Raw genomic sequence first — 23113 nt, forward strand, 5'->3', positions numbered from 1 at the left:
GCCCGGAAAAACCCGTAAACTTTTTTGCGATTATTTCTCATCCGGCTCAGCGAGCGACGACGCGGGTCCAGAGTGGCGTAAATCGCTCGATACGTACCGGCAGTGAATCGCTCAAGGCGCTCAATGCGCGATCGATGTCATCCAGTTGGAAGACGCCCGAGACCTCTAGCTGCGCGATGGCGGGATCGCAGCGCAGCCAGCCGTGACGATAACGTGCCAATTCGGCGGTCAGGTCGTCCAGGCGCATGCGCTTGGCCACCAACTGCCCCTGTGTCCAGGCACTGGCGTTCAGGGTGCTGGTCTCGACACGTTGACTGTCGTTGGTACTGATCAGGTATTCCTCGCCGGCGGCGATCAAGATCGGTTCACCCCTGCCGTGAATCGCCACCACGCCGTCCTCGACCCGAACCCGTGTGCCGTATTGTTCATCACGCACGCCGAACGCGGTGCCGATGGCCTGCAACTGCGCGTGCCGAGTACTGACCCAGAAGCTGCGCCGCCCACCGGGCGCGGTGCCGTCCTTGCCGGTATCGACGAAGATCTCGCCGCGCCGCAGGCTGATCAGCCGGCGCCGCGCGGTGAATTCGACGTCGACTGAACTGGCGGTGTTCAGTTGCAGGCGCGTGCCATCCTGCAACAGGAACTGACGCCGTTCGCCCACCCCGGTGGCATAGTCCGCGCCCCAGGGCAGCTGTGTGCTGTCGCGCAACTGCCAGCCGGTAACCCCCGTGATGACCACTCCCACCCCCAGCAATTTGAGCGCTTGGCGCCGGCTGTGATGGCCGCTGTGCAAGCGCTCCAAGGTATCCAGCGCCACCGTGCCCGGCAGCGCGGCCAGCCCTTGGAAGGCCGCGTCGCTTTTATGCAGCGCTTGCCAGGCTGTTTCATGCAGCTTGTCGGCTTGGCGCCAACGAAGGCACGCCTCCAGGATTTGAGGGTTTGAACCGTCGGATTCGATCCGCACCCGCCAGCCGATGGCTTGGTCGAGCACGGTATCGGGCAATGGCTGCGTGCTCATTGCTGAGCCAGATAGCAATGGCGAATGGCACAGGCCATGTACTTCTCCACTGACCCGAGGCTCACGCCCAAGCGCCCGGCGATCTCCTTGTAGCTGAGCCCCTCAAGGCGCGACAGCAGAAAGGCCATGCGCACCTTGGGGCGCAGGCCATCGAGCAAGGCGTCTACGCGCGCCAGGGTTTGCAGCAGGATCAACTGTGATTCCGGCGACGGCACCTCAGCCTCCGGCAGGTGAGCAATGGCCTCAAGATAAGCACGCTCGACCCGCTGGCGGCGCACCCGATCAACCAACAAACCATGGGCCACCGTACTCAACCAGGCCCGTGGCTGGCGCAACTCCTGCAACCGCTCCGGCTTGCCGAGGATGTGTACAAACGTATCCTGGGCCAGGTCGGCGGCACTGTCACCGTGGTGCAGCCGTTTGCGCAACCAGCCCAGCAGCCAGGCGTGATGATCGATGTACAACGCGCGAATATCGGCGTGCGGAGCCGGGGGAGTGGATGACGACGACACGGAAAGCCTCTGCAAGAACACAGTGCATTTGAGAATTCATCGCATCCTAGTGTCTGCAAGCCGTGGTCAGCAAGTAAAGACTGTGTTTATTCCTGGCTTATGCCCGCCGCGCCATCAACAACACCGTTGCCGCCGCCGACAACAACCCTGCGCAGCAGCGATTGAATATCCGCTTGCCACGCGGCTCGGCAAACCAGCGGCGCATGTGCAGGCCCATGTAGGCGTAGGCGCTGATGGCGATCCATTCCAGTACCAGGAACATCGCGCCCAGCACGGCGAATTGCGGAGTGACGGGCTGGCCGGGGACGACGAATTGCGGGAGGAACGCGGTGAAGATGAGGATGGCTTTTGGATTGCCTGCCGCCACCAAGAATTCCTGCCGCGCCAACGCCCACAAGCCTACCTTGGCCGTCGCCGCCTCCGATTCCCCCTGCGGATTCGCCCGCCACAACTGAAACGCCAGGTAAAACAGGTACGCCGCCCCGAGGATCTTGATCCCGTAGAACAGCAACTCCGAGGTTTGCAGCACCACCGCGAGGCCGGCAGAGGCGAGGGCGATCATGCCGGCGAACGCCAGCAGGCGGCCGATGCCAGCCAGGCAGGAGGTGCGGTAGCCGTAGCGGGTCGAGTTGCTCACCGACAACAGGTTGTTGGGGCCGGGCGCCATGTTCAGGGCGAAGCAGGCGGGGAGGAAAAGGGCGAGGGTGGCGAGGTCCATGGCGGCTCCGGGGTCGCGTGGCTGGGGAGGCTGAAGAGTAAAGAGAGGAAGGTGCCGGGGCAATTCGAAATGCCAGTCCGTCAAAGATGAACACTGTAGCTGTGGCGGGGGAGCTCGCTCCCGATGGGTGTTGAGCAGGTTTACGATCTGGTTATCCTTGCCCGGCAATGACGAGGCCCGTATTACTAAAACCCCCTAGACCTTCACAAAGGATTACATCTCTCTAAGCGCTCGCCCCGTATGGTCTGTGCCTTCTGGCACAACCTGGCGAACCGCCCATGCAACCCAGCAGCACGCTTGTAAATCCTGACCTCATCAACATCCGCCGGCTTTTCGCCACGCCCTTGGCGAGCCTTCAATACCCCGATGCGCAATGGCTCAATGCTGAGCTGAAGACGCTCATCAGCACCCGCATGGCGCAAGACCTCCGCGGCACCCAACGCAGCAACGATGGCGGCTGGCAATCTGCCCACGATTTCGCGCAGTGGGGCGGGGAGGCCTGCGATGCATTGGTGGCCTTTGCCAGGGAATTCGCCAACCAACTGACCGCCGTGCACAACGAGCAATACGGTTTCACTGAGCCAGCGTTTGAGTGGAAGCTCAACGCCTGGGCCAACGTGAATGAGGCCGGCCACAGCAACGCCTTGCATGGCCATCCTGGTGCATTCTGGTCCGGGGTTTACTGGGTCGATGCCGGCGGGCGGGAAGAGGACGCAAGCGTCGGCGGCGACCTGGAGTTCATCGACCCACGGGGAATGGTCGCCTCGACCTACAACCCAGCGCTGCGCATGCGCGTCGAAGATTGCCTGACGGCTGGCTTCAGCAGCACCTGCTCGGCCACCAGCGGCACCTTCGTGATGTTTCCATCCTGGCTGATGCATACCGTACGGCGGTTTGAAGGGACACGGCCACGGATGTCCATCGCGTTCAACTTTGGTGTATGAACGGGTGTATGTGATTTAGCCGGTTTATCGATCAATGCGTGAACGGTAGTTTGCTCTTCAAGCCAATACGGAGCATTGACCTGATGCGCACCCCACTGAAAACCACCTTCATGGCCGCGACGATCGGCATGTCCGGCGCAGAACTGCAGGCGGCGGACTACAAGCAAAACCCCTTCAGAAATGCCCATCGGTTAAGAACAAGCGCAGTACCTGTGGCGAGGGAGCTTGCTCCCGCTGGAGTGCGCAGCGCTCCCAAAATCTTGGGGCCGCTACGCAGCCCAGCGGGAGCAAGCTCCCTCGCCACAGATGCAGTGTTTGCCCTTGACTGAGTGACATTAGTTTCTGTCATGCAATGGCGGCAGACTGGCTCCATCTGCATTCCCTACCCGAAGAAGGACGACTTCGATGATCCGTAGCGCATTGCCCTCTGACGCCAAGGCCATTGCCCACGTGCATATCCGCAGCTGGCAAGCCGCCTATCGCGATCTGATGCCTGCCGACTACCTGAACTCGCTGAGCGCAACCCTGGCAAGGCGAGAAGCGTTCTGGAGCCGCTCGATTGAGTCGGGTGAGTCCAATGTAGTGGTCGCGGAGGCGGGCGGGCAGGTGGTTGGCTGGATATGCATCGGCGGCGCCCGTGATGAAGATGCTGTCGTGGGGGAGAGCGGTGAGGTCATGGCTATCTACGTGCTGGCCGAGCACTGGCACACGGGTGTGGGGCTGGCCTTGTGGCAAGCCGCTGTGCAGCAGTTGAGGGCGCAGGGTTTTCAGCGCTTGACGCTGTGGGTGCTGGTGGGGAATGAACGGGCTATCCGGTTTTATCGCAGGGCAGGGTGTGTTGAAGAAGCGGGGAGTGAGCGCACGCTGGAAAGGGGGGGCGTTACGCTGGTGGAGGTGAGGTATCACTTGCCGCTATCACGCTAGGTTTCGCTGAAGCAACGCAATCCAACTGTGGGAGCGGCGGTGCGACGATTCGACTTGCCCGCGATAGCGGTGGATCAGTGAAGGAAAAGCCCAAGCATTCCCACCAACTCGGCCGCCAGGCCAGCCGCTTCTTGCCGATAGTCTTTGTCCCAGACACCTGACCAGTCATCAGGCCTTCCCTCATCGTCCCATTGCGCCAACGCCAGCCCGTTGATGATCTCCAGTTCGAACCAAACACGCTGCCAAGCGGCGGCGTCCTGGACCAAAGCCGTGTCTTGCCACAGGAACTCTGTTTGCGCGACAAAAGCCGACCATACAAACAGATCCTCTGACGCTCGTTCGCCGAGCGTTAGCCAGTAACTCCTGTCACCCAATGAACGACTCCTCATAAAACGTCTATGCCGGGATAAAGCTCCGCAGGCGGATGGTAATCAGAATCCTCGAAGCGGCTATTGCTGTAATGGGTTTTCGCCGTCGGCCCTTCGCCCTTGTAGGTCACCTGCGGATTTGGCGTGAGATGCCAGCCGTCGCCATCCTTATCGCGCTCGATCAGCGACGGGTACAGCGTACAGCTGCCTGCCGAACCCGATGTCAGCCGGAACTGGTAAAAACGCCCAGCCCGGGGCGTGAACTTCGCCGTGACAGAGCAGGATTGCGTGCGCGCCCCCTCCCAGAACATGCCCACGTGGGTTTCGATGCCGGGTTTGACCCGCGTTTCGTAATAGTCCGACGTGAGATTTTGCCCGGCTTTGGGCATTCCCTCATCTTGCGTATGAATAAACGGCAGCGCCCCACTGCGAATGACGCCGCCCGAACGTCTACCGTTTTCGTATTGGTACAGGTCGGCATGCTGCGTGAAGTTGACGATGCGTATCCAAGCGGGGTTGGGCTCGTTTGCAGGTGCCGTGAAGTAATCAGTGTGGGGGAAATACTGGCAGCCTGCGAAAAACGGCAGGGCCAGCAGGCAGAGCGCAGGGTGTATCGACATGGAGCGTGTCCTTTTGCGGCGTCGGGGTAGAGACCACAAGAAAGGGCATGCATTGCAAGACCGGTAAAAATTCGCCAGGAATTGTCAGGTGTCATCCGCGACGTAGTAGAGAATGTACCCGGAATACACGAGAGAACCGGCCGCGACTTCTGCCTTGAAGCACTCGGTGAGTGCAGCCTCATCGACAAAACCGTACGCCGACAACCTGTCGCCGGCAAAACCGGCAAGTCGCCATGCGTCGAAGCCATCGATCTCACCCCGGGCCCCAAAGTCAAAGTCGACTGTGCCTGTGGGCAGGTGAACCGCGCAGCCATAGCCGTGCTTGAAGTAACGCACTGCGCCTTCCAGCTCGCCGCGTTGAGGAATGTCTGTGCCCACCCAATCGGTATTGGTCGAGGGGCGGGGGATACCCGACCGCTGCATCAAGGCCACAGCGCGCGCAACGCTTGCTTGGTAGTCGCTGATTAAAATGGCGAGTGGGTTATTCATGCAGTCTCACGTTAAAAACACGTCGTACTGAGCCTAGAGACCGCCGAGAGTAGCATTCGCAGAAATGCTTTTGGCTGCTTGTGTTGAAAAAGTCGGTGTTGATACGCTCATCCATTCTAGTGGATGGGTTCCGGGTAAATGCTCATGTTGACTGGCTTGAATCATCTTACGTTGGCGGTTGTGGATCTCTCTCGCAGTGTCGAATTTTACCGTGCGCTTCCCGGCGTTAAATTGGCCGCGCGATGGGAGAAGGGGGCTTATCTGTCCCTCGGTGATCTCTGGCTTTGTCTGTCTCTCGATGAGAGCCGAGTGCCGGAGCAACAGCCTGATTACACCCACTATGCCTTTTCGGTGGCACAAGACGATTTTGAAGAGGTCACCGCTTGCTTGCGGCGCCTTGAGGTTACCGAGTGGAAATCCAATTCGAGCGAAGGTCACTCGTTTTATTTTGCAGATCCCGATGGGCATCGCCTGGAAGTGCATGTCGGCAGCCTGGCTTCCCGGCTTGAACAATGCCGACGCCAGCCGTATGCGGGTATGGAGTTCTTTGACTGACCATTATTGGCCAACTGTGGGAGCGGCAGTGCGACGATTCGACTTGCCCGCGATGGCGGTGGATCAGTGAAGCCTGGATCAAGACACGTGTTGTAGTCTTGGCATCATCATGCCCGCTGACAGACTGCCCAAAAGACCCTTGTGAAATGGAAGTCATCTAATGTTCGAACGCAATAAACTGGTGCCAGAGTTAATGGTAACCAACCTGGAGAACAGCCTGAATTTCTGGGTTTCATGCCTGGGATTCAACGTGGTTTATCAACGCCCGGAAGACGGATTTGCCTACCTTGATTTGAGCGGCGCTCAAGTCATGCTAGAGCAGGTTGATCCCAGCGCAGGCCAATGGCTGACCGCGCCACTCGCCAAGCCGTTTGGCAGAGGCATCAACCTGCAGATTGAGGTTGAGGCCGTCGCACCGATCATCCAGAAGCTTGAACAGGCTGGATTTGCGCTGTACCTGGAATGCAAAGACACCTGGTATCGGGCGGAACATCTGGAAGTCGGCCAGCGCGAATTCATTGTTCAGGATCCTGATGGTTATCTCATCAGGCTGGTACAGCGGTTGGGCGAGCGAACGGCTTGCGCAAGCTGATCAACACGTACGTCGTTTCAACAGGAGGGCGGCAATGGATCTGAAGTTCAGTCACGTTGATGTACTGGTCAATAATCTCGAAGAAGCCTGTGCTTACTACGCACAGATACTGAATGCCAGGATCTCCAAAACCCTCGTCTGGGAACGAGGTGGCCTGCATGTGCGCTACGCGATTGCGCTGATCGGCCAAGAGCGTTTCATGTTGGTCCAGCCATTGGCGGGAAACCTGAAGGAGCTGTTGGACTCCGCAGGAGAAGGGATGATTTATCGCCACTGCTATTCGACGCCGGATATCGAGAAGGCCTATGACGAACTGATGGCCGCCGGTGTTCAGCCAGAGGACGAAAATGGGAGGCCATTGGCTCGGGCGAACCTGCAATCGCCGTCGGGAGCACGGATTATTTGGTTGCCTAAGCGGTTTGGGCACTTCTCCATCGAAATCCTGGAAGACAAAGCGCTGGAGGCGTTTATAGCGGCAGCGTTTTCTTGAGTATCTGATACAACGCAATCCAACTGTGGGAGCGGGCTTGCCCGCGATGACGGTGGATCAGCAACAAGCAAGGTAAATTTCGCGATGAAAAGCTGGATAGCTAATACGAAAATTAATGCACTGTTAGGTGCTGCTTCTCAAAAATTTGATGGCGTGAAGGTAAGGCAGACCCTTATAGAATACTGCGAAAGGTATCAAGAAATTTATCCTTTTGACATTCTGGAAGCTCCACTTGAATTTCTGAAAAACAATATAAATTCAGATAGTCAATATAGGGAGGTGCGAGCCCTGCTTAAGGTTGCCGCTGAAGAATATTGCATTAGTTTAAACGAGATAGCCGATGCTCTTCTTGACCTGCTAGACACTCATACCCTTACTACCGACCAAGCAAAAAAAATTATCAACCACGTTTTCGAAGCTTTTTCCTGCAATGAAAGCCCCGAAGATTTCATTCCAAGAGAGGATGCCTATTTGTGCAAAAATCTATTTGCGATTACCGCCAGCTAACAAATGGTTTAAACCACTAGCCTTGCTCATAATGACGGGTCCGCTGGGGAACAGAAAATCGCGAAAAAAGGGACAGATTTATTGCTGAAAAAATCAATCTGACCCCTGTTAGCGTTCAGCCGGAACACACTGACGAACATAATAATTGTCGAATTCAGCACTTTCGATGAGTTGGAAGCCATGGCGGGTATAGAAGCGATTCGAGGCGCTTTCTTTGAGAGCACCCACTTTAATCGGGAGCGCAGCTGCATCGGCCTCTTTGAAAATCTGTGTAAGAACAGCAGACCCTACACCTGATCCTTGCGCGCTCGGTTTCACATACAAGTGGTCGAGCGAGAGTTCATTGTGGTGATGTGTGACCACAATAAAACCGACCCTTTCTCCACACACCTCGATGTAGCGTGTGTTGCCAGCGTCGAAACCGTCAGTGAACCGCTCGCGCGCGCGAACTGGATCAAATCGCCCAACACGCTCCAGGCTTTCGCGCATGGCCTCGATTCGAATGTTTACAAGATTGTCCAAGTCGCTTTGTTGAGCCAGGACCAAAATGACTGGGGCGTTTTGATTGGGTACGACGGGCATATTTTGCGCTCTATTTACCATCCTGGAAGGCCAGTATAGAGGGCCTGACATGTGGTTCCCACCATCGACCCTGTTAAAGTCCCCTCCCTGTACACACCCAACGGACGGCTCCATGGACCGACTCCACCCAAGTGGCATCGACGCCGACGGTTACATCCTCACCTTACCCAATGTCGAGGTGCAGCCACAGTTTCAGGATGTACTGGCAGACGTTTGCATGACGCTCACTCGGTCGCCCCCTCTGCTGGACGGCATTTACCTGTACGGCAGCGTCGCAAGAGGCGACGCCGTGCCCGCGGTTTCCGATCTGGACCTGACCCTTGTCCTGCAAAACCCTCCCGCATCGCAAGATCTGGAAATGCTGGAGACGAAACGGCGCGCGCTGGAAAGTCGGCATACCGAAGTCATCAAGATCGATTTTGATATCGGTAGTCGTGCCGAAGTATTGGCGGCTGACAATCGATTGAGCTGGGGGTATTGGCTCAAGCATCACTGTCGTTGCATAGGGGGTAATGATCTGACCAAACGCTTCGACCGGTTCAAGCCATCGCGTGATATCGCCATTGCGGTAAATGGTGACTTTGAATCCTCTCTGACCCGGTATGCCGACCTTATCGAGCAGTCGGCGACACCGACGCAATCGCTGCGTTTGCAACGCGAAGCGTCGCGCAAACTCATCCGGTCAACGCAAGTACTGCGTTCCGAACAGGACTTGATGTGGCCGCAAACACTGGAAGAGCATGTCGAACTATTTGTTCAGCATTTTCCGTGTATGCGCATGCAGGCCTGTTTTTTCTTATCCCAGGCAAGAAGCCCGGACGCCGAGCCGAAAGAATTTACGGCTCATCTGCGTAGTTTTTTGCTCTGGATGGCTTCAGAAGTCGTTTAAGCCCAGATTGCATCCTATCGGCCTGCCTTAGGCAGGCGTTGCCAAGGCTCAAGCAACCCCTTCCACCATCACCAACGCCCCCACCACCAACGCCTCCATCCCCCGCGCCAATTCCACCTCCATCTCCGCCTCTTCAGCGGCACGAGAGGTCTCCACCACCGGCTCCCGCTGCGTCACCGTATACACCGTGTCCGCCACCGCCATGCAGTGAAACGCCACCGTCGCCAGCAGCCAGCGCGCCTGCTCTTTGCTCACCCCAAACCCCTGCGCAATCAACGCCTGGTGCCCGTCAATCTTGGCCAGCATCGGCGCGGTCGCGGCCGCGCGGCGGATTACGTAGGGGGTCAGCCCGGGGTGGGTTTTGACGAACTCGCGTACCGAGGTGGCGAACACGATGAGGTAGTCCTTCAACCCGCCGTCGGCATCGCCGCAGTCCCGGGGGATCTGCCAGCGGGTGAAGATTTCTTCGGCAACCATGGCCTTGAGCGCTTCGAGGTTGGCCACGTGTTTGTACAGCGCCATATGGCTGACCCCCAGCGCCGCAGCCAGCCCGACGAAGGTGATGTTGGGCAGGCCCATCTCGATGCCGGCGTCGACGATGCGTTCGCGGGTGATGCTCGGCGGGCGGCCGCGGGTGGCGGGTTTTTTTGCGGGTTCCATGGGTATTCCTTAATCGCTGAACACAAGGTTGTAGCTGTCTTGTCGGCTTTGCGCAAATTAGTTTATAGTCATGCAACTAAATATGATTCTGATTCTCAAACGGACTTTTTCTGTCAATGGACTCTCCTGAAGCGGCTTCGGCCAACCCTCAAGTCGCAGGCACCCTAAGCCGGATTCTGACGCCTATCCGTGGGCGACTGTGTGTCGCCGCAGGGCTGGCCGCTGTCGGCGCCATGCTGACGCTGGTACCGCTGGCGGGCATCGCCCATATCGCCGCACGTGTACTCGGCGCTGGCGGTCAGCTGTCGAGCGAAGTGTGGTGGGTTGTTGGCATTAGCGCTGTCAGCCTTTTCGCGGGGATGGCGTTGATATTCGCTGCTGAGCTGCTTGCCCACCTGGCTGACAATCGCCTCACTCACCACTTGCGCCGAGCGATCACCCAGCGCCTGAGCCGTGTACCGCTGGGTTGGTTCAGCAGTCGGGCATCGGGCGAAGTGAAGCGGGCGATGCAGGACGATATCAATACGCTGCACAGCCTCACCGCGCACTTCTACACCACCGCTGGCCGCGCGGGCGGGGCGGTGCTGGTGTCGGCGGTCTACCTGTTCGTCATGGACTGGCGCCTGGCGCTGGTGGCGCTGCTGCCGTTTGCCGGGTATTTCCTGTTTTTCTCGCGGGCCATGCGCGCCAGCGGCGCGAGTATGCAGGAATTTGTCAGCGCGATGGCGCGCATCGACAACGCGGTGGTGGAGTTCGTCAACGGTATTCCGGTGGTCAAGGCGTTCGGCGCCAGCGGCAAGGCGCACGGGGCTTATCGCAGTGCGATCGACACGTTCGCCACAACCTTTATCGACTTCACCCGCCCGCTGGTGGCGTCGATGGCAAATGCCAATGCGATGATCGCGCCGGTCACCGTGCTCGGTGTGGTGCTGGCAGCCGGTACGTTGTTTGTTGGCCTGGGCTGGACCGCGCCCGTGGACGTGCTGCCCTTCGTATTGGTGGCGCCGGGTCTGAGCGCGCCGTTGCTGCTATTGCACTACATCACCCACGATTTAAACAACGCCACCGGCGCCGCGCAGCGCGTGCAGGGCTTGCTGGACACACCGACGCTGGCGCAAGCGGCCGTGCAGTTGCCCAGCGGCAACACGATCTGTTTTGAGCAGGTCGGCTATGCCTATGAACGCGACCACGCGGTGCTCAGCGATATCAATTTCACCCTGCAACCGGGCACGACCACGGCCATCGTCGGCTTGTCCGGTGCTGGCAAGTCAACACTGGCGCGCCTGCTGCTGCGGTTTTTCGACCCCAGCAGCGGGCGCATCACCCTCGGCGGCGCCGACCTGCGCCACCTCGACACGCCGCTGTTGTACCAGCGCATCGGGTTTGTGCTGCAAGAGGTGCGCCTGATCAACGCCAGCGTGCGCGACAACATCGCCCTCGGCCAACCCACCGCGATCCAACTAGACATTGAACAAGCCGCGCGCACGGCGAACATCCACGACCGCATCCTGCGCCTGCCACGTGGTTACGACTCGGTGATCGGCGAAGACGCCCAGCTCTCCGGCGGCGAACAGCAGCGCCTCAGCATCGCCCGTGCAGTGCTGCTAGACCCGCCCGTGCTGGTACTCGACGAGGCCACCGCCGCCGCCGATGCCGACAACGAAGTGTCGATCCAGCAAGCCCTGTCGCGCTTCGCCCAGGGCCGCACGCTGCTGGTCATCGCCCATCGGCTCGACACGGTGATGCATGCCGATCAGATCCTCGTGATCCACGACGGCACCTTGCACGAGCAGGGCCGTCACGCCGACCTGCTGGCCCACGGCGGGCTCTACGCGCGGTTATGGCAATTGGGCGATTACGCCCGCAGCGAACCACAGGCGGTGCAACCATGCTGAAGACTTTTGGGCGCCTGTTGGGTGAAGACGCGCCCACGCTGCGCCGCTATGCCGTGATGGCGGTGTTCTACGGCCTGTTCAGCGGGCTGACCCTGATTACGCTGGTGCCGGTAATCAGCCATCTGTTGCTCGGCGATGTCGCGGGCGCCGGGCGTTGGTTGATTGCGCTGCTGGTCGGCGTGATGGCCTGCGCGCTGTGGCGGCGTACGCTCGACAAAGCAGGTGTAGCCGTGGGCGTGGCGGTGCTGCAAGGTGCGCGGCAACGCCTCGGCGATCACGTGGCGCGCCTGCCGGTGGGCTGGTTCAGCGCGCAAAACAGTGCACGGCTCGGCCATCTCATCACCCAGGGCATGATGGCGGTGGCGCAGTTGCCGGCGCATGTCTTCACCCCGGTGATCAGCGGCGCGGTGACGCCGTTGGTGCTGGTTGCCGCACTGTTTGCGTTGCACTGGCCCCTGGGTGTGCTGGCGTTGTTGGCGCTGCCGGTGTTGGTGGCGGTGATGCTGCTCACCGCGCGCCTCGGCCACAGTGCCGACAGCACCTATCAGCAGCACTTCGCCCAGACCAGCCAGCGCATGGTCGAGTTTGCCCAGGCCCAGTCGGTATTGCGCGCATTCAATGGCAGCGGCGGCGCCACGCGCTTGCTGGACCAGGCCATCGACCAGCAACGCCAGTCCGGCCAGCGTTTGATTTATCGCTCGTCCTTGTCCGCGGTGCTCAATGCCTGGGCGGTACAAGGAATCTTCTGCGCATTGCTGGTGGCCGTTGCGCTGTGGTGCGACGCGCTGGAATCCCACGAGGCAATTGCTGCCTGCGTGGCCTTGGTATTGGTGTGTCGTTACATCGAACCGTTGTTGGAAGTCGCCAGTTATGGCGAGATCCTGCGCAGCGCCAACGCCCAGCTCGACGCGGTACACAGCATTCTGGCCGAGCAGCCGTTACCGGTCGCCGCGCAAGCGAAAATGCCAACGGACAGTTCGGTGGAATTGCGCAGCGTCAGCTTTCGTTATGCCCCCGGCGAGGCCCAGGTGCTGCGCGGGGTGAGCCTGCGCATCGAGCCGGGCAGCATGACCGCACTGATCGGCGCGTCGGGCTCGGGCAAGACCACCCTGGTGCGGCTGCTGGCGCGCTTCTTCGATGCAAGCCGGGGCCAGGTGTTGATCGGTGGCGTGGATGTGCGCGAGATGTCCGAAGCGACGCTGGCCGCGCAGATCAGTCAGATTTTCCAGGACACCTACCTGTTCCAGGGCAGCATCGCCGACAACATCCGCCTCGGTAAACCGGACGCCAGCCCGGCCGAGATTGCCGCTGTGGCGCAGCAAGCCGGCGTGGCCGAGATCATTGCGCGTTTGCCCCAGGGCCTGCACACGCCGGTGGGCGAGGGCGGGGCGCGGTTGTCGGGGGGCGAGCGCCAACGCATCGCCATTGCCCGCGCTTTGCTCAAGGACGCGCCGATCTTGCTGGTGGACGAAGCCACCGCCGCCCTCGATACCTACAACCAGGCCGCCATCGCCGAGGCGCTGGCCAGGCTGCGCGGGCGCTGCACATTGATTGTGATCGCACACCAGTTGTCGACGGTGGCCATGGCCGATCAGATTCTGGTGCTGGATGACGGCGAGATCGTCGAGCAGGGCACGCCTGTGACCTTGGCGGCCAGTGGTGGGCGGTACGCCCGGTTCCTCGCCCAGCGCCGGGCGGCCCGTGGTTGGCGGATTGCATGATGCGGCTAGTGGGCTGTGGCGTATTGCTGGTGCTGTGCGGTGTGTCGCTGCTGGTGGGCGCCCGCGAGATCGACCTGTTGGCATTCGACGGCGACGCGTGGCTAACGCTCACCGCCAGCCGCCTGCCGCGCTTGGCCGCGCTGGTGTTGACCGGCGTGGGCTTGGCGGTGTGCGGGGTGATCTTGCAGCACATCCTGCGCAACAAGTTCGTGGAGCCGGGAACCACCGGCGGGCTGGACGCGGCCAAGCTTGGCATCCTTGTCTCGCTGGGCGTGGCGCCGGCCGCCAGCACAAGCGTGCGCATGTTGTTTGCGCTGCTGTGTTGCTTCGCGGCGAGCCTGGTGTTCCTGGCGATCATCCGGCGCCTGCGTTTTCACCACACCTTGCTGGTGCCGGTGATTGGCCTGATGTACGGCGGCGTGCTCAGCGCCATCGCCGAGTTTTATGCGTACCGCCACAATATCCTGCAAAGCATGCAGGGTTGGTTGCTGGGGGACTTTTCCAAGGTGGTGCAGGGCAACTACGAGATCATTTATCTGATCCTGCCCATCGTCGCGCTGGCTTACCTGTATGCGCAGCGTTTCACCGTGATGGGCATGGGCGAGGGCATGGCCACCAGCCTGGGCCTGAACTACGCGGCCACGGCGGCGCTGGGCCTGTTGCTGGTGGCCGTGACCGTGGCGGCGACGGTGATCACCATCGGTTCGATCCCCTTTGTCGGGTTGGTGATCCCCAATCTGGTGGCCTTGTACTACGGCGAAAACCTCAGCCGCACGCTGCCCATCGTCGCCCTCGGCGGTGCTGTGCTGTTGCTGGCCTGCGACATTCTCGGGCGTCTGCTGATCTTCCCGTTCGAAGTGCCGATAGGCCTCACCGCCGGCATCGTCGGCGGCGGCTTGTTCCTCGGGTTGATCGTCTGGAGGCATCGATGAAGCGGCTGTGGGCCTTGGTGCTCGCCCTGGCGTTGGGCTTCGTGCTGTTTCGCTCCGGGCTGGATCTCGATTACGTGATCCCCAAGCGCCTCGCGCGGTTGGCGGCGATGTGCATTGGCGGTGTGTGCGTGGCGTGGTCGTCGATCATCTTCCAGACGCTCACCGGCAACCGCATCCTCACGCCGGCGATCATGGGCTATGAAGCGGTGTACCTGTTGTTCCAGGCGTTGTTGGTGCTGGTACTGGGCACCGCCAGCCTGGTGGTGCTGGGCAGCCAGGGCAACTTTGTACTGTCGGTGCTGCTGATGCTCGGCTATTCCTGGGCGTTGCAACGCTGGTTGCTGCGCGGGGGCAACAGCAACGTGTACTTCCTGTTGCTGCTGGGCCTGGTGTTGAGCCTGGTGATCGGCACAGTCACGCAGTTTGTGCAGTTGAAGATCAGCCCCGGCGAGTTTTCGATCCTGCAAGGTTTCAGCCAGGCGTCGTTCAACCGGGTGCAGCCGCAGCAACTGCTGTTCTCGGGGCTGCTGGTGGCGGCGCTGTGCCTGGGTTTTGCACGCACCTTGCCAACCCTTGACGTGCTGGCCCTCGGCCGCGACCAAGCCGTGTCGCTGGGGGTGGATTACCCGCGCGTGGTGCGCCTGCAACTGGCATTGGTCGCGGCGTTGGTGGCGATTTCCACCGGGTTGCTCGGGCCCACGGCGTTCATGGGCGTGTTCGTGGCCAACACCACCTATGCGCTGGCGCGCACGTTCCGCCACCGCATCACGTTGCCCATGGGCAGCGCGATTGCCATCGCGATTTTTATTGCGGCGCAACTGCTGGTCGAGCACGTCTTCAACTACAAGACCACCGTCAGCATTCTTGTGAACCTGCTGTGCGGCACGTATTTCCTGGCGCTGATGCTGCGCACCCGAGGCACCCGATGATCACTGTGCACAACCTCCACAAAACCTACGGCACCAAGACCGTGCTGGCTGGCGTCAACGCGAGCTTTGCGGCCGGGCGCCTGACCTCGCTGATCGGCCCCAATGGCGCCGGCAAGACCACGTTGCTGATGATGATCGCGCGGCTGATGCCACCGAGTAGCGGCGACATTTGCCTGGACGGCCGCGAGGTCGGCGACATCCCCCTGCGCGACTACGCCAAGCGCGTGGCCACCTTGCGCCAGGCGCCGGATTTCAATCTGCGCCTGACCGTCGAAGAACTGGTGGCTTTCGGGCGTTTCCCTTACAGCCGTGGCGCACTGACCGCCGCAGACCACCGCGTGATCGATGACGCGCTGAGCTTCCTTGCGCTGCAACCCTTGCGCAAGGCCTACCTCGACGAACTCAGCGGCGGCCAGCGGCAGATGGCGTTCCTGGCCATGACCATCGCCCAGCAAACCGACTGCCTGCTGCTCGACGAGCCGTTGAACAACCTCGATATCAAGCACGCCGTGCACATCATGCGCGCGTTGCGCCGGCTGTGTGACGAGCAGGGCCGCACGGTGATCCTGGTGGTGCACGACATCAACTTCGCCGCCCATTACTCCGACCACATCGTTGCGATGAAAGCCGGCGCCGTGCATTGCGCCGGCAGCGTGGCCGAGGTGGTCAACGAAACCCGTTTGGGCGAACTGTACGACCTCGACTTCGAGATCACCCACGGCGCCCGTGGCCGCCTGTGCAACTACTTCAACCCCGCATGAGAGCCCCCATGAACCACAAACACACCGCCTGGGCCTGCGCCCTGTTACTGGCCGCGCTTGGCGCCGGGCAGGCTTCGGCCGCCGCCCCGATCAGCGTGACGCACGCGTTGGGCACCACGCTGATCCAGCCGCCCGTACAGCGCGTGGTGGCCCTGGACATGAACGAAGTGGATTTCCTCGACCAACTGGGCGTGCCGGTGGCCGGCATGCCCAAGGACTTCGTGCCGCAGTTCCTGCAACGCTACAAGGACGACGCGGCGGTGGTGGACACCGGCGCCATCGTCCAGCCGAATCTGGAGCGGGTGCACGCGGCCAAGCCAGACCTGATCCTGATCACCTCGTTGCAGGCCCCGCACTACGGCGAACTCAGCGAAATTGCGCCCACCGTGCATTTCGACGTGGATTACCGCGACAGCCAGAAGCGCCATATCGAGGTGATCAAGCAGCACCTGCTGACCCTTGGGCAGATCTTCGCCAAGCCGGCCCTGGCGCAACAACAGGTCGCCGCCCTCGAGGCCAAGGTTGCCGAAGCGCGACGCGTCACCGCCGACCGCCCCGAGCGCGCCTTGGTGGTGCTGCATAACAACGGTGCGTTCAGCTCGTTTGGCGTGCAGTCGCGCTACGGCTTTGTGTTCACCGAACTGGGGGTGAAACCGGCGAGCCCGGCCGCCGAGGCCGGCTTGCATGGCCAGCCGATTTCCAGTGAATTCATCCAGCAGGCCAACCCGGACATTCTCTACGTGGTCGACCGCACGGCGGTGATGGAGCATCGCCCGTTGCTCAACGCGCACACCCTGGGCAACCCGTTGTTGCGCCAGACCCATGCCTGGAAAGCCGGGCGCGTGGTGTTTGTCGATGCCGACGCCTGGTACGTCATGGCGGCCAGCCCGAGCTCGATCAAGCAAGTGATCGCCGATGTGCTCCAGGGCTATCAACCCTGATTCCAGGCGTTAACCCCGCTTCAAACTGCCAACACTAAAAAAACATCCCACCTTACGGAGCCTTCCATGACTCACCGTACACGTACCCCTGTGCCCGCTCGTCCGGGTTTTGCCCCCATGGCCCTGCTCGGGCTGGCGATCAGCAGCGCCCCCGCGTTTGCCGAAGAACTGGCGCAAGCCGAAGAAAACCGCGTGTCCACCTTGCCGGCGATTCGCGTCGAGGGGGAAGCGCCGGTCGCCGACCTGCCGCTGACCTACGCCGGCGACCAGGTGGCGTACGGCAGCCGCCTCGGCCTGCTGGGCAACAAGGACTTTATGGAAACGCCGTTCAGCACCATCAGCTACACGGAAAAGTACATTGCCGACCGCCAGGCCCAGACCGTCACCGATGTGATCGCCGCGACCGACCCTGCGGTGTTCAGCAACGGCCTGAAGGGCACCTACAGCGAGAACTATTCGATCCGTGGTTTTGCCACCAGCATCAGCGATGTGACCATCGATGGCCTGTTTGGCGTTGCGCCGTATTACCGCATCTCGCCGGAGATGTACGAGCGCATCGAAGTGCTGAAAGGCCCGTCGGCATTGCTTAACGGCATGCCGCCAGGCGGTTCGGTGGGGGGCATGGTCAATCTGGTACCCAAGCGCGCTGGAGCGGAGCCGTTGACGCGGTTCACCACCACTTACATGTCCGATGCTCAGTTCGGCGGCCACCTCGATGTGGGCCGTCGCTTTGGCGACGGGCAGCAATTTGGCGTGCGTTTCAACGGCATGTACCGCGATGGCGACACCGCGACCGAGCATCAACAGCAAAAAGCCCAGTTGAATTCCCTGGGTCTGGACTGGCGCGGCGAGCGTGCGCGGCTGTCGGCCGACCTCTACAACAGCGAAGACCGGGTGCGCGGGCAAAACCGTGGGATCAGCCTGGCGGCGAATGTGGCCGTGCCCAAGCCGCCGAAGTCCGACACCTTGCTCAACCCGGACTGGGCGTTTGTCGATACCAAGGACCAGGGCGCGATTGTGCGCGGCGAATTTGACCTGACTGAGCAACTGCTGGCCTACGCGGCGTTCGGCGCCAGCGAGACCCACTACCGCTACAGCGGCGCGATGTCGGCCCAGGTCATCAACAACGCCGGCGATTTGAAGACCAGCATGGGCCAGCTGAAGATGGACATCGAGAAAACCTCGGGCGAGGTGGGGCTCAAGGGCAAATGGCAGACCGGGCCGATCGGGCACCAATGGGTGGTCAACGCCACGCGGTATGCCGACAAGCAAAAGGACTACGGCCGGCGTTGGGTGCCCGGGGCTGATTGGCTGACCAATATCTATCACCCGACCTGGGGGCCAGCGGCGCCGCGCAGCTTTGCGCCGGTGGCACACACCGAATCCACGCTGACCAGCTACGGCGTGGCGGACACCTTGTCGATCCTGGACGACAAAGTGCAACTGACCCTTGGCGTGCGCCGCCAGAATGTGGTCACGGACACCTTCAACACCACCACCGGCGCCCGTAACAAGCCCGGCTATGACGAAAGCGCGACGACGCCTGCCGCAGCCGTGGTGGTCAAGCTCACGGAGCAGGTCTCGGTGTATGCCAACTACATCGAGGGCCTGAGCAAAGGCGCGATGGCGCCGATGACAGCCGCCAACTACGGCGATGTGTTTGCCCCGTATAAATCCAAGCAGAAGGAGATCGGCCTCAAGCTCGACCTGGGCACGTTCACCCACACCCTCAGCCTGTATCAGATCGAACGCCCGGGCAGCTCGACCGATCCGGTGACCAATGTGTTTTCCTTTGGCGGTGAACAGCGCAACCGTGGCATCGAGTGGGGCTTCTTCGGTTCGCCCATCGACGACGTGCGCTTGATGGGCGGCGTGGCCCATGTTGATCCGAAGATCACCAAGTCGCCGGGGGGCGATGATGAAGGCAAGACGGCCACCGGCTTGCCCAAGCTGCAAGGCAAGCTCGGTGTTGAATGGGACACGCCACTGGTGCCTGGCCTGACCCTGACCGCCAATGCGACGGCGGTGTCCCAGCAATACATCAGTGACGACAACGCGCAGTCGATCCCCGGCTATACGATTTTCGACCTGGGCTCGCGGTATGCAATGCAGGTCGCCGGGCGGCCGGTGACCCTGCGTGGCACGGTGACCAACGTCACCGACAAGGCGTACTGGGGCATGCCGCTGACGTCCAGCCTGGGCCTGGGCGCGCCGCGTACGTTCGAGTTGTCGGCGACGGTGGATTTCTGAGGGTAAAGCCGCACTTGTGGCGAGGGAGCTTGCTCCCGCTGGACTGCGCAGCAGTCCCCGCCTTTCAAGCAAAAAGCGGGGCCGCTACGCGACCCAGCGGGAGCAAGCTCCCTCGCCACAGGGACAGCTTTTGACTCAGAATGCCATTCGCAACCCCAGCGTGCCTTGGCGGCCATTGAAGGCATTGCTGTCCAGGTTGCGGTTGAAGCCCACTTCGCTGTACAGGCTGACGCCCGGCGCCACGGTCAGGTTGGCGCCGAGGCTGACGCCCATCGTGGTGGATTTCTGCTCGGTATCAATGTCGGTGACGTCGGCAAAGGTCACCGTGTTCTGGCCGCCCCGGGTGTGCCAGATATTGGCCCGGGCATAGGGTTGCAACGGCATGCCGCTGGCCTGGTAATCACCGCGCAGGCGCACGCCCAGGCGGGTGGTGACGGTGGTGTCGGCCTTGTACGAGACGTCTGAGATACCATCGTTCTGGCTGTCCAGTTTGGTCTTGCCAACGATCAACTGGGCCTGGGGCTCTACGACCCATTGGGGAGTGACCTGGAACGGCCGGCCGACTTCCGCCGAGGCCGAGACGTTGTGCCCATGGGTATCCATCTTCACACCACGGTCCGACTCGTTGTGGCCGTCGAGGCGCGTGTCCATCAACACCACATCCAGATAGGCCTGGTTGGCGCCAATCAGCGTCAGGTAAGCGCCCAGGCTGTCGCCGCGCAGGGTGGTGTTGCCGGCGTCATTGTCTTGCCAACCACCATTGAAGCCTTTGATATCACCCCTCAAGCGGCTATGGCCGACGAAGAACCCCGCGTGCACATCCGTGCCGCCGTCAGTGTGGTGGGTAAAGAGGTCACTGCCCACTTGAAACCCGGTGATCGAGCTGTTGAGCATGGGGTTGACCGTGCCCGCAAAGCTTTGCCGGCTGCGGCTGCCGTATACCCGGCCCCAACCTGCGCGAAGGGGATCGCCCTGTTGCTGGCCCTGGTCGCCCATGCGCTCGTGATAAGTGCCCAGCATGTCCTGGACGATTTGCTGGGCGGCTGGAAACAGCGCGGCGTAGATTGGCACTTCGGGGCGGTAGATGGGGATCGGCGTGATCCCTGGGTTGGGCGGCAGCGGTGGTTCGCCAGGGCTGGGGCTCGGGAGCGGGGCGATGATCACCGGGTCCGGTGGGGTGACCGGCACCGTGGAGCGCAAGTAGTAGTTTTCGCCGGTGCCTGCGGTGACCCCACCCTTGAACAAGCGATAGTCAAACGCCCCGGCAGACACCGGACCGGCCAGGGTAAAAGCTCCCGCGCTGCCGCTGGCGCCGTTGGTGGCTTGCACCACTTGTATACCGTCCTGCAAGGTCGCCGCCCCTGAGCCGCGGAGGTTGCTGACGCTGATGGCGGTGCTGCCATGGAGGGTGCCTTGGCTCACCACCAATTTGTCGCTGGGCGAACCATCGGCCCCCAAGACACTTTGCAGCAGGAGTTTACCGCTGTTGCCGTTGTAGTTGCCATTGACCGTCAGGGTGTTGGTGGCGATGGAACTGCCGGTGGTCATATCGATGCTGCCGGCGTTGTTCAGTGTCACCCGCTGGCCGGTGGTGAAGGCGCTGACCACGCCAGTGTCCACCAGCAGCGAACTGCTGCCGTCGAGCGTCATTGCTCCGGTCAGGGTGCCGACGTCTCCGAGCACAAAGGTGCCGCCGAGCTTGAAGGTGGCCCCATTGTCCAACGCCACCCGTTCCCAGTTGGTATAACGGCCCGGCGTTGCCGCCTGGGTGTTGTCGAATGTCAGCGTGTCGGTGCCCGTGCCGCCGTCAATCACTGGGGTGGGAGTCAGGAGCGTTTCGGTCAGATACTGGATAAGGGCGGTGTCATTGTCATTGCCCATCAACACAAACCCACGGATTTGCCCGCCGCCGATCCAGCTGAAATGGTCCTCGCCCGCGCTGGCGAGGATTTGCCCGCCAATGGTTCCGCCGGTGACGGTTATGCTGTCGGTCCCGCCGCTGGTACTGATGTTGCCACCGATAAAACTGGTGCCCGAGACCTGGATGGTGTCATCACCGAATCCCGTCACCAGGTTGCCGATGATCCTGCCGCCACTCATGTCGAAGAGGTTGTTGTCCAGCTTCATGTCCACCCGCCCGATGCTGCCGCCGGTCATCGTCGCATCGTCACCGTCCTCGAACGCGCCCGTGATGGTGCCGCCGCTCATATTGAAGGTGTCATGCCCGTCGCCCTGGGCCAGCGATGCAATCGTGCCGCCACTCATGGCGAAGCGATCCACGCCTGCCCCCTGGCTGATGGCACCGGCCTGCCCACCGCTGATCTGCGCGATATCGGTACCGGAACCCTGGTTGACCGCCCCGGTGATCGTGCCTTTGTTCAGCCGGAAAATATTCACGCCATCGCCCATGTTCACCGAACCGTTGATCCGCGTGTCCGGCGCGTCCAATTGCATCAGGTCGTTGCCCGGGCCTAACGCCACATTTCCGTTGATCACACTGTCGCCGCTTGGGAACAACACCTCGTTGTCGCCGGTCAGCGCCGTAATACCAGGGTCGGTGCCGCTGGTGCAGGTGAAGATCTGACCCGAGGGGCCAGGGCTGACGACACAGGCCGCCGGCGCGAGAAGGGGCCATGTGGCCAGGACCGCCGAGGTGGCGACACTCAGGTACAGCGTGTGGGATATCCGTACGCGCATGATCCTTCCTCATGAAGAGGGGGGTGTACCGACACCGGAGTTATCCGGCACGGCTCATACCATGACAACGTTATGCGCGATACGGATCAGGGACGACGGGTTACCTGGTCAAAAACACCGGCCAATGCAAGGGGTTGGCATGGGTTTCTCGACTGCATCTCAACCTGTGCAGCACGCTTGCACTCTAGTCATGCATTGCACATACCGCCACTGTCAGAAATAACAGGTATAGACGAGTGGGGGACTAGGCAAAAATGATTTCATAGGGCTCGCGCATGCGCTCCAGCAGCACCTGGGCGAGCATCGGCGCCAGGCCGATCTCGGGGTCGCCGGCCAGTTGGCTGGCATAGGCATGGGTGGCGTGCAGCTTGCGCGCCACGCTCCAGGTGTCCAGGCGCACCTTGCGCGCCCGTTGCCAGGGAATCATCGAGGTTTCCCGGGCGGGCCAGTGCCATGCCCAGATCGGCAGTTCGTAATGGCGTGCGCCCACCAGGCTGCAGGCTTTGGCACTGGCGCGGCCGACCACGTCATGGTCGTCGTTGCCGTCGTTGCGCCAAGTGCTGAACACCACATCCCCCGGTTGCAGGTAGCGCGCGATAAATTGACTCAGCGGTTGTTCGCGCGCGGCCAGGGCGTTGTCGCAGAAGCCGCCGCGAATCCACTTCAAACTGTGCAGCGGCATGCCCAGGCGGCGCAGGGCCTCGACGCTTTCCTGGGGGCGCACCACACTCAGGCGGCTCGCCGGCCACACATGGGAACCGGGATGGCTGGCGCTGCCATCGGTGACCGAGATCAATTGCAGCGGGTGATCAAGGGTGCTGAGCAGTTGCAGCAAGCCGCCACAGGCCAGCACTTCGTCGCCAGGGTGCGGCGCAATCACCACCACGCGAGCGCCCGGTGGTACCAGCTTGGTGGGATGGATGACGGGGATTTGCGCCAGTTGCGGCGCGCTGTTCCAGATTTGCGCCGGGCCACGGCGGCCTTCGCTTAAGGAGGCAGGCTTCATGGGTGTCACGTCCTTGTCGGTGAATGCGGGTCGTACCCCGTTGACGGGACGACGCTCTCTTATTCACCACAGGCTCCGCTGTGGTGATTGCGTGGCACTCCAACCCTGGATTG

24 protein-coding genes are annotated in these 23113 nt (G+C 61.4%); 14 read left to right on the forward strand and 10 right to left on the reverse strand.

Translation table 11 applies throughout. The features are described from left to right. Window positions 1–46: 46 nt before the first annotated feature. The 3 genes from ACZRMO_RS08205 to ACZRMO_RS08215 form a co-directional block, all read right to left on the reverse strand. On the reverse strand, window positions 47–1018 hold the full coding sequence (locus ACZRMO_RS08205) for a FecR domain-containing protein (RefSeq protein ID WP_463972510.1): 972 nt from the start codon (window positions 1016–1018) through the stop codon (window positions 47–49). Next, entirely contained in the window at window positions 1015–1530 is a 516-nt protein-coding gene (locus ACZRMO_RS08210) for a sigma-70 family RNA polymerase sigma factor (RefSeq protein WP_124527600.1), read from the reverse strand. Before ACZRMO_RS08210 ends, ACZRMO_RS08205 begins: the two co-directional genes overlap by 4 nt. Before the next feature lie 97 nt (window positions 1531–1627). Beyond that, complete coding sequence (locus tag ACZRMO_RS08215; RefSeq protein WP_463972511.1) at window positions 1628–2248, reverse strand: LysE family translocator; 621 nt, start codon at window positions 2246–2248, stop codon at window positions 1628–1630. A gap of 278 nt (window positions 2249–2526) precedes the next feature. Between ACZRMO_RS08215 and ACZRMO_RS08220 the strand changes: the two genes are divergently transcribed. Beyond that, complete coding sequence (locus tag ACZRMO_RS08220; RefSeq protein ID WP_463972512.1) at window positions 2527–3192, forward strand: TIGR02466 family protein; 666 nt, start codon at window positions 2527–2529, stop codon at window positions 3190–3192. Window positions 3193–3597: 405 nt separating this feature from the next. Beyond that, window positions 3598–4116, forward strand: coding sequence for an N-acetyltransferase family protein (locus ACZRMO_RS08225; RefSeq protein WP_463972513.1), 519 nt, complete (start codon window positions 3598–3600; stop codon window positions 4114–4116). A 74-nt stretch (window positions 4117–4190) separates the two neighbouring features. Here ACZRMO_RS08225 and ACZRMO_RS08230 read toward each other — a convergent pair whose 3' ends face one another. From ACZRMO_RS08230 to ACZRMO_RS08240, 3 genes are all read right to left on the reverse strand, one after another. After that, on the reverse strand, window positions 4191–4490 hold the full coding sequence (locus ACZRMO_RS08230; protein WP_463972514.1) for a hypothetical protein: 300 nt from the start codon (window positions 4488–4490) through the stop codon (window positions 4191–4193). 11 nt (window positions 4491–4501) lie between these two features. Beyond that, window positions 4502–5104 (reverse strand): hypothetical protein, encoded by a 603-nt coding sequence (locus ACZRMO_RS08235; RefSeq protein ID WP_463972515.1) that lies wholly within the window; start codon window positions 5102–5104, stop codon window positions 4502–4504. Between the two features lie 84 nt (window positions 5105–5188). Further along, entirely contained in the window at window positions 5189–5593 is a 405-nt protein-coding gene (locus ACZRMO_RS08240) for a DUF6896 domain-containing protein (RefSeq protein ID WP_463972516.1), read from the reverse strand. A 144-nt stretch (window positions 5594–5737) separates the two neighbouring features. Here ACZRMO_RS08240 and fos point away from each other — a divergent pair, with 144 nt between their 5' ends. The 4 genes from fos (at window position 5738) to ACZRMO_RS08260 (ending at window position 7737) form a co-directional block, all read left to right on the forward strand. Then, the gene (gene fos, locus ACZRMO_RS08245; RefSeq protein ID WP_463972842.1) at window positions 5738–6148 is read left to right on the forward strand and encodes a fosfomycin resistance glutathione transferase; all 411 of its coding nucleotides are present in this window, start codon (window positions 5738–5740) and stop codon (window positions 6146–6148) included. 160 nt (window positions 6149–6308) lie between these two features. Next, a complete protein-coding gene (locus tag ACZRMO_RS08250) occupies window positions 6309–6740 on the forward strand; it encodes a bleomycin resistance protein (protein ID WP_463972517.1) in 432 nt (143 codons plus the stop codon). Window positions 6741–6774: 34 nt separating this feature from the next. Further along, on the forward strand, window positions 6775–7230 hold the full coding sequence (locus tag ACZRMO_RS08255) for a VOC family protein (protein WP_463972518.1): 456 nt from the start codon (window positions 6775–6777) through the stop codon (window positions 7228–7230). Between the two features lie 84 nt (window positions 7231–7314). Then, window positions 7315–7737, forward strand: a complete 423-nt coding sequence (locus tag ACZRMO_RS08260; protein WP_463972519.1) for a hypothetical protein — start codon at window positions 7315–7317, stop codon at window positions 7735–7737. A gap of 108 nt (window positions 7738–7845) precedes the next feature. Here ACZRMO_RS08260 and ACZRMO_RS08265 read toward each other — a convergent pair whose 3' ends face one another. Next, entirely contained in the window at window positions 7846–8319 is a 474-nt protein-coding gene (locus ACZRMO_RS08265) for a GNAT family N-acetyltransferase (protein WP_463972520.1), read from the reverse strand. A 112-nt stretch (window positions 8320–8431) separates the two neighbouring features. Between ACZRMO_RS08265 and ACZRMO_RS08270 the strand changes: the two genes are divergently transcribed. Continuing rightward, window positions 8432–9208, forward strand: a complete 777-nt coding sequence (locus ACZRMO_RS08270) for a nucleotidyltransferase domain-containing protein (protein ID WP_463972521.1) — start codon at window positions 8432–8434, stop codon at window positions 9206–9208. Between the two features lie 48 nt (window positions 9209–9256). Here ACZRMO_RS08270 and ACZRMO_RS08275 read toward each other — a convergent pair whose 3' ends face one another. After that, entirely contained in the window at window positions 9257–9868 is a 612-nt protein-coding gene (locus ACZRMO_RS08275; RefSeq protein WP_463972522.1) for a TetR/AcrR family transcriptional regulator, read from the reverse strand. 116 nt (window positions 9869–9984) lie between these two features. Here ACZRMO_RS08275 and ACZRMO_RS08280 point away from each other — a divergent pair, with 116 nt between their 5' ends. The 7 genes from ACZRMO_RS08280 (at window position 9985) to ACZRMO_RS08310 (ending at window position 19297) form a co-directional block, all read left to right on the forward strand. Beyond that, window positions 9985–11763 (forward strand): ABC transporter ATP-binding protein, encoded by a 1779-nt coding sequence (locus ACZRMO_RS08280; protein ID WP_463972523.1) that lies wholly within the window; start codon window positions 9985–9987, stop codon window positions 11761–11763. Next, window positions 11757–13484, forward strand: coding sequence for an ABC transporter ATP-binding protein (locus tag ACZRMO_RS08285; protein ID WP_463972524.1), 1728 nt, complete (start codon window positions 11757–11759; stop codon window positions 13482–13484). Before ACZRMO_RS08280 ends, ACZRMO_RS08285 begins: the two co-directional genes overlap by 7 nt. Beyond that, window positions 13484–14416, forward strand: coding sequence for an ABC transporter permease (locus tag ACZRMO_RS08290; protein ID WP_463972843.1), 933 nt, complete (start codon window positions 13484–13486; stop codon window positions 14414–14416). The genes ACZRMO_RS08285 and ACZRMO_RS08290 overlap by 1 nt, the downstream gene beginning before the upstream one ends. Continuing rightward, window positions 14413–15345 carry an iron chelate uptake ABC transporter family permease subunit gene (locus ACZRMO_RS08295; protein ID WP_463972525.1) on the forward strand — a complete coding sequence of 311 codons (933 nt, stop codon included), beginning with the start codon at window positions 14413–14415 and terminating at the stop codon, window positions 15343–15345. Before ACZRMO_RS08290 ends, ACZRMO_RS08295 begins: the two co-directional genes overlap by 4 nt. Next, window positions 15342–16106, forward strand: a complete 765-nt coding sequence (locus ACZRMO_RS08300; protein ID WP_463972526.1) for an iron ABC transporter ATP-binding protein — start codon at window positions 15342–15344, stop codon at window positions 16104–16106. Before ACZRMO_RS08295 ends, ACZRMO_RS08300 begins: the two co-directional genes overlap by 4 nt. Before the next feature lie 8 nt (window positions 16107–16114). After that, a complete protein-coding gene (locus ACZRMO_RS08305) occupies window positions 16115–17047 on the forward strand; it encodes a siderophore ABC transporter substrate-binding protein (protein WP_463972527.1) in 933 nt (310 codons plus the stop codon). Between the two features lie 66 nt (window positions 17048–17113). After that, window positions 17114–19297, forward strand: coding sequence for a TonB-dependent receptor (locus ACZRMO_RS08310; protein WP_463972528.1), 2184 nt, complete (start codon window positions 17114–17116; stop codon window positions 19295–19297). A 135-nt stretch (window positions 19298–19432) separates the two neighbouring features. On the opposite strand, the gene ACZRMO_RS08315 is transcribed toward ACZRMO_RS08310, so the two are convergent. Both ACZRMO_RS08315 and ACZRMO_RS08320 read right to left on the reverse strand, forming a co-directional pair. Next, a complete protein-coding gene (locus ACZRMO_RS08315; protein ID WP_463972529.1) occupies window positions 19433–21994 on the reverse strand; it encodes an autotransporter family protein in 2562 nt (853 codons plus the stop codon). A gap of 244 nt (window positions 21995–22238) precedes the next feature. After that, on the reverse strand, window positions 22239–23000 hold the full coding sequence (locus ACZRMO_RS08320) for a PIG-L deacetylase family protein (RefSeq protein ID WP_463972530.1): 762 nt from the start codon (window positions 22998–23000) through the stop codon (window positions 22239–22241). Window positions 23001–23113: the final 113 nt, after the last annotated feature.

This window comes from Pseudomonas sp. B611 (assembly GCF_055407965.1).

Excerpts from the sequence above, each read along its gene's own strand:
- ACZRMO_RS08205 (WP_463972510.1), bottom strand. The coding sequence starts at position 1,018 with ATGAGCACGCAGCCATTGCCCGATACCGTGCTCGACCAAGCCATCGGC.
- ACZRMO_RS08215 (WP_463972511.1), bottom strand. The coding sequence starts at position 2,248 with ATGGACCTCGCCACCCTCGCCCTTTTCCTCCCCGCCTGCTTCGCCCTG.
- ACZRMO_RS08220 (WP_463972512.1), top strand. The coding sequence starts at position 2,527 with ATGCAACCCAGCAGCACGCTTGTAAATCCTGACCTCATCAACATCCGC.
- ACZRMO_RS08225 (WP_463972513.1), top strand. The coding sequence starts at position 3,598 with ATGATCCGTAGCGCATTGCCCTCTGACGCCAAGGCCATTGCCCACGTG.
- ACZRMO_RS08235 (WP_463972515.1), bottom strand. The coding sequence starts at position 5,104 with ATGTCGATACACCCTGCGCTCTGCCTGCTGGCCCTGCCGTTTTTCGCA.
- ACZRMO_RS08240 (WP_463972516.1), bottom strand. The coding sequence starts at position 5,593 with ATGAATAACCCACTCGCCATTTTAATCAGCGACTACCAAGCAAGCGTT.
- fos (WP_463972842.1), top strand. The coding sequence starts at position 5,738 with ATGTTGACTGGCTTGAATCATCTTACGTTGGCGGTTGTGGATCTCTCT.
- ACZRMO_RS08250 (WP_463972517.1), top strand. The coding sequence starts at position 6,309 with ATGTTCGAACGCAATAAACTGGTGCCAGAGTTAATGGTAACCAACCTG.
- ACZRMO_RS08255 (WP_463972518.1), top strand. The coding sequence starts at position 6,775 with ATGGATCTGAAGTTCAGTCACGTTGATGTACTGGTCAATAATCTCGAA.
- ACZRMO_RS08260 (WP_463972519.1), top strand. The coding sequence starts at position 7,315 with ATGAAAAGCTGGATAGCTAATACGAAAATTAATGCACTGTTAGGTGCT.
- ACZRMO_RS08265 (WP_463972520.1), bottom strand. The coding sequence starts at position 8,319 with ATGCCCGTCGTACCCAATCAAAACGCCCCAGTCATTTTGGTCCTGGCT.
- ACZRMO_RS08270 (WP_463972521.1), top strand. The coding sequence starts at position 8,432 with ATGGACCGACTCCACCCAAGTGGCATCGACGCCGACGGTTACATCCTC.
- ACZRMO_RS08275 (WP_463972522.1), bottom strand. The coding sequence starts at position 9,868 with ATGGAACCCGCAAAAAAACCCGCCACCCGCGGCCGCCCGCCGAGCATC.
- ACZRMO_RS08280 (WP_463972523.1), top strand. The coding sequence starts at position 9,985 with ATGGACTCTCCTGAAGCGGCTTCGGCCAACCCTCAAGTCGCAGGCACC.
- ACZRMO_RS08285 (WP_463972524.1), top strand. The coding sequence starts at position 11,757 with ATGCTGAAGACTTTTGGGCGCCTGTTGGGTGAAGACGCGCCCACGCTG.
- ACZRMO_RS08290 (WP_463972843.1), top strand. The coding sequence starts at position 13,484 with ATGCGGCTAGTGGGCTGTGGCGTATTGCTGGTGCTGTGCGGTGTGTCG.
- ACZRMO_RS08295 (WP_463972525.1), top strand. The coding sequence starts at position 14,413 with ATGAAGCGGCTGTGGGCCTTGGTGCTCGCCCTGGCGTTGGGCTTCGTG.
- ACZRMO_RS08300 (WP_463972526.1), top strand. The coding sequence starts at position 15,342 with ATGATCACTGTGCACAACCTCCACAAAACCTACGGCACCAAGACCGTG.
- ACZRMO_RS08305 (WP_463972527.1), top strand. The coding sequence starts at position 16,115 with ATGAACCACAAACACACCGCCTGGGCCTGCGCCCTGTTACTGGCCGCG.
- ACZRMO_RS08310 (WP_463972528.1), top strand. The coding sequence starts at position 17,114 with ATGACTCACCGTACACGTACCCCTGTGCCCGCTCGTCCGGGTTTTGCC.
- ACZRMO_RS08315 (WP_463972529.1), bottom strand. The coding sequence starts at position 21,994 with ATGCGCGTACGGATATCCCACACGCTGTACCTGAGTGTCGCCACCTCG.
- ACZRMO_RS08320 (WP_463972530.1), bottom strand. The coding sequence starts at position 23,000 with ATGAAGCCTGCCTCCTTAAGCGAAGGCCGCCGTGGCCCGGCGCAAATC.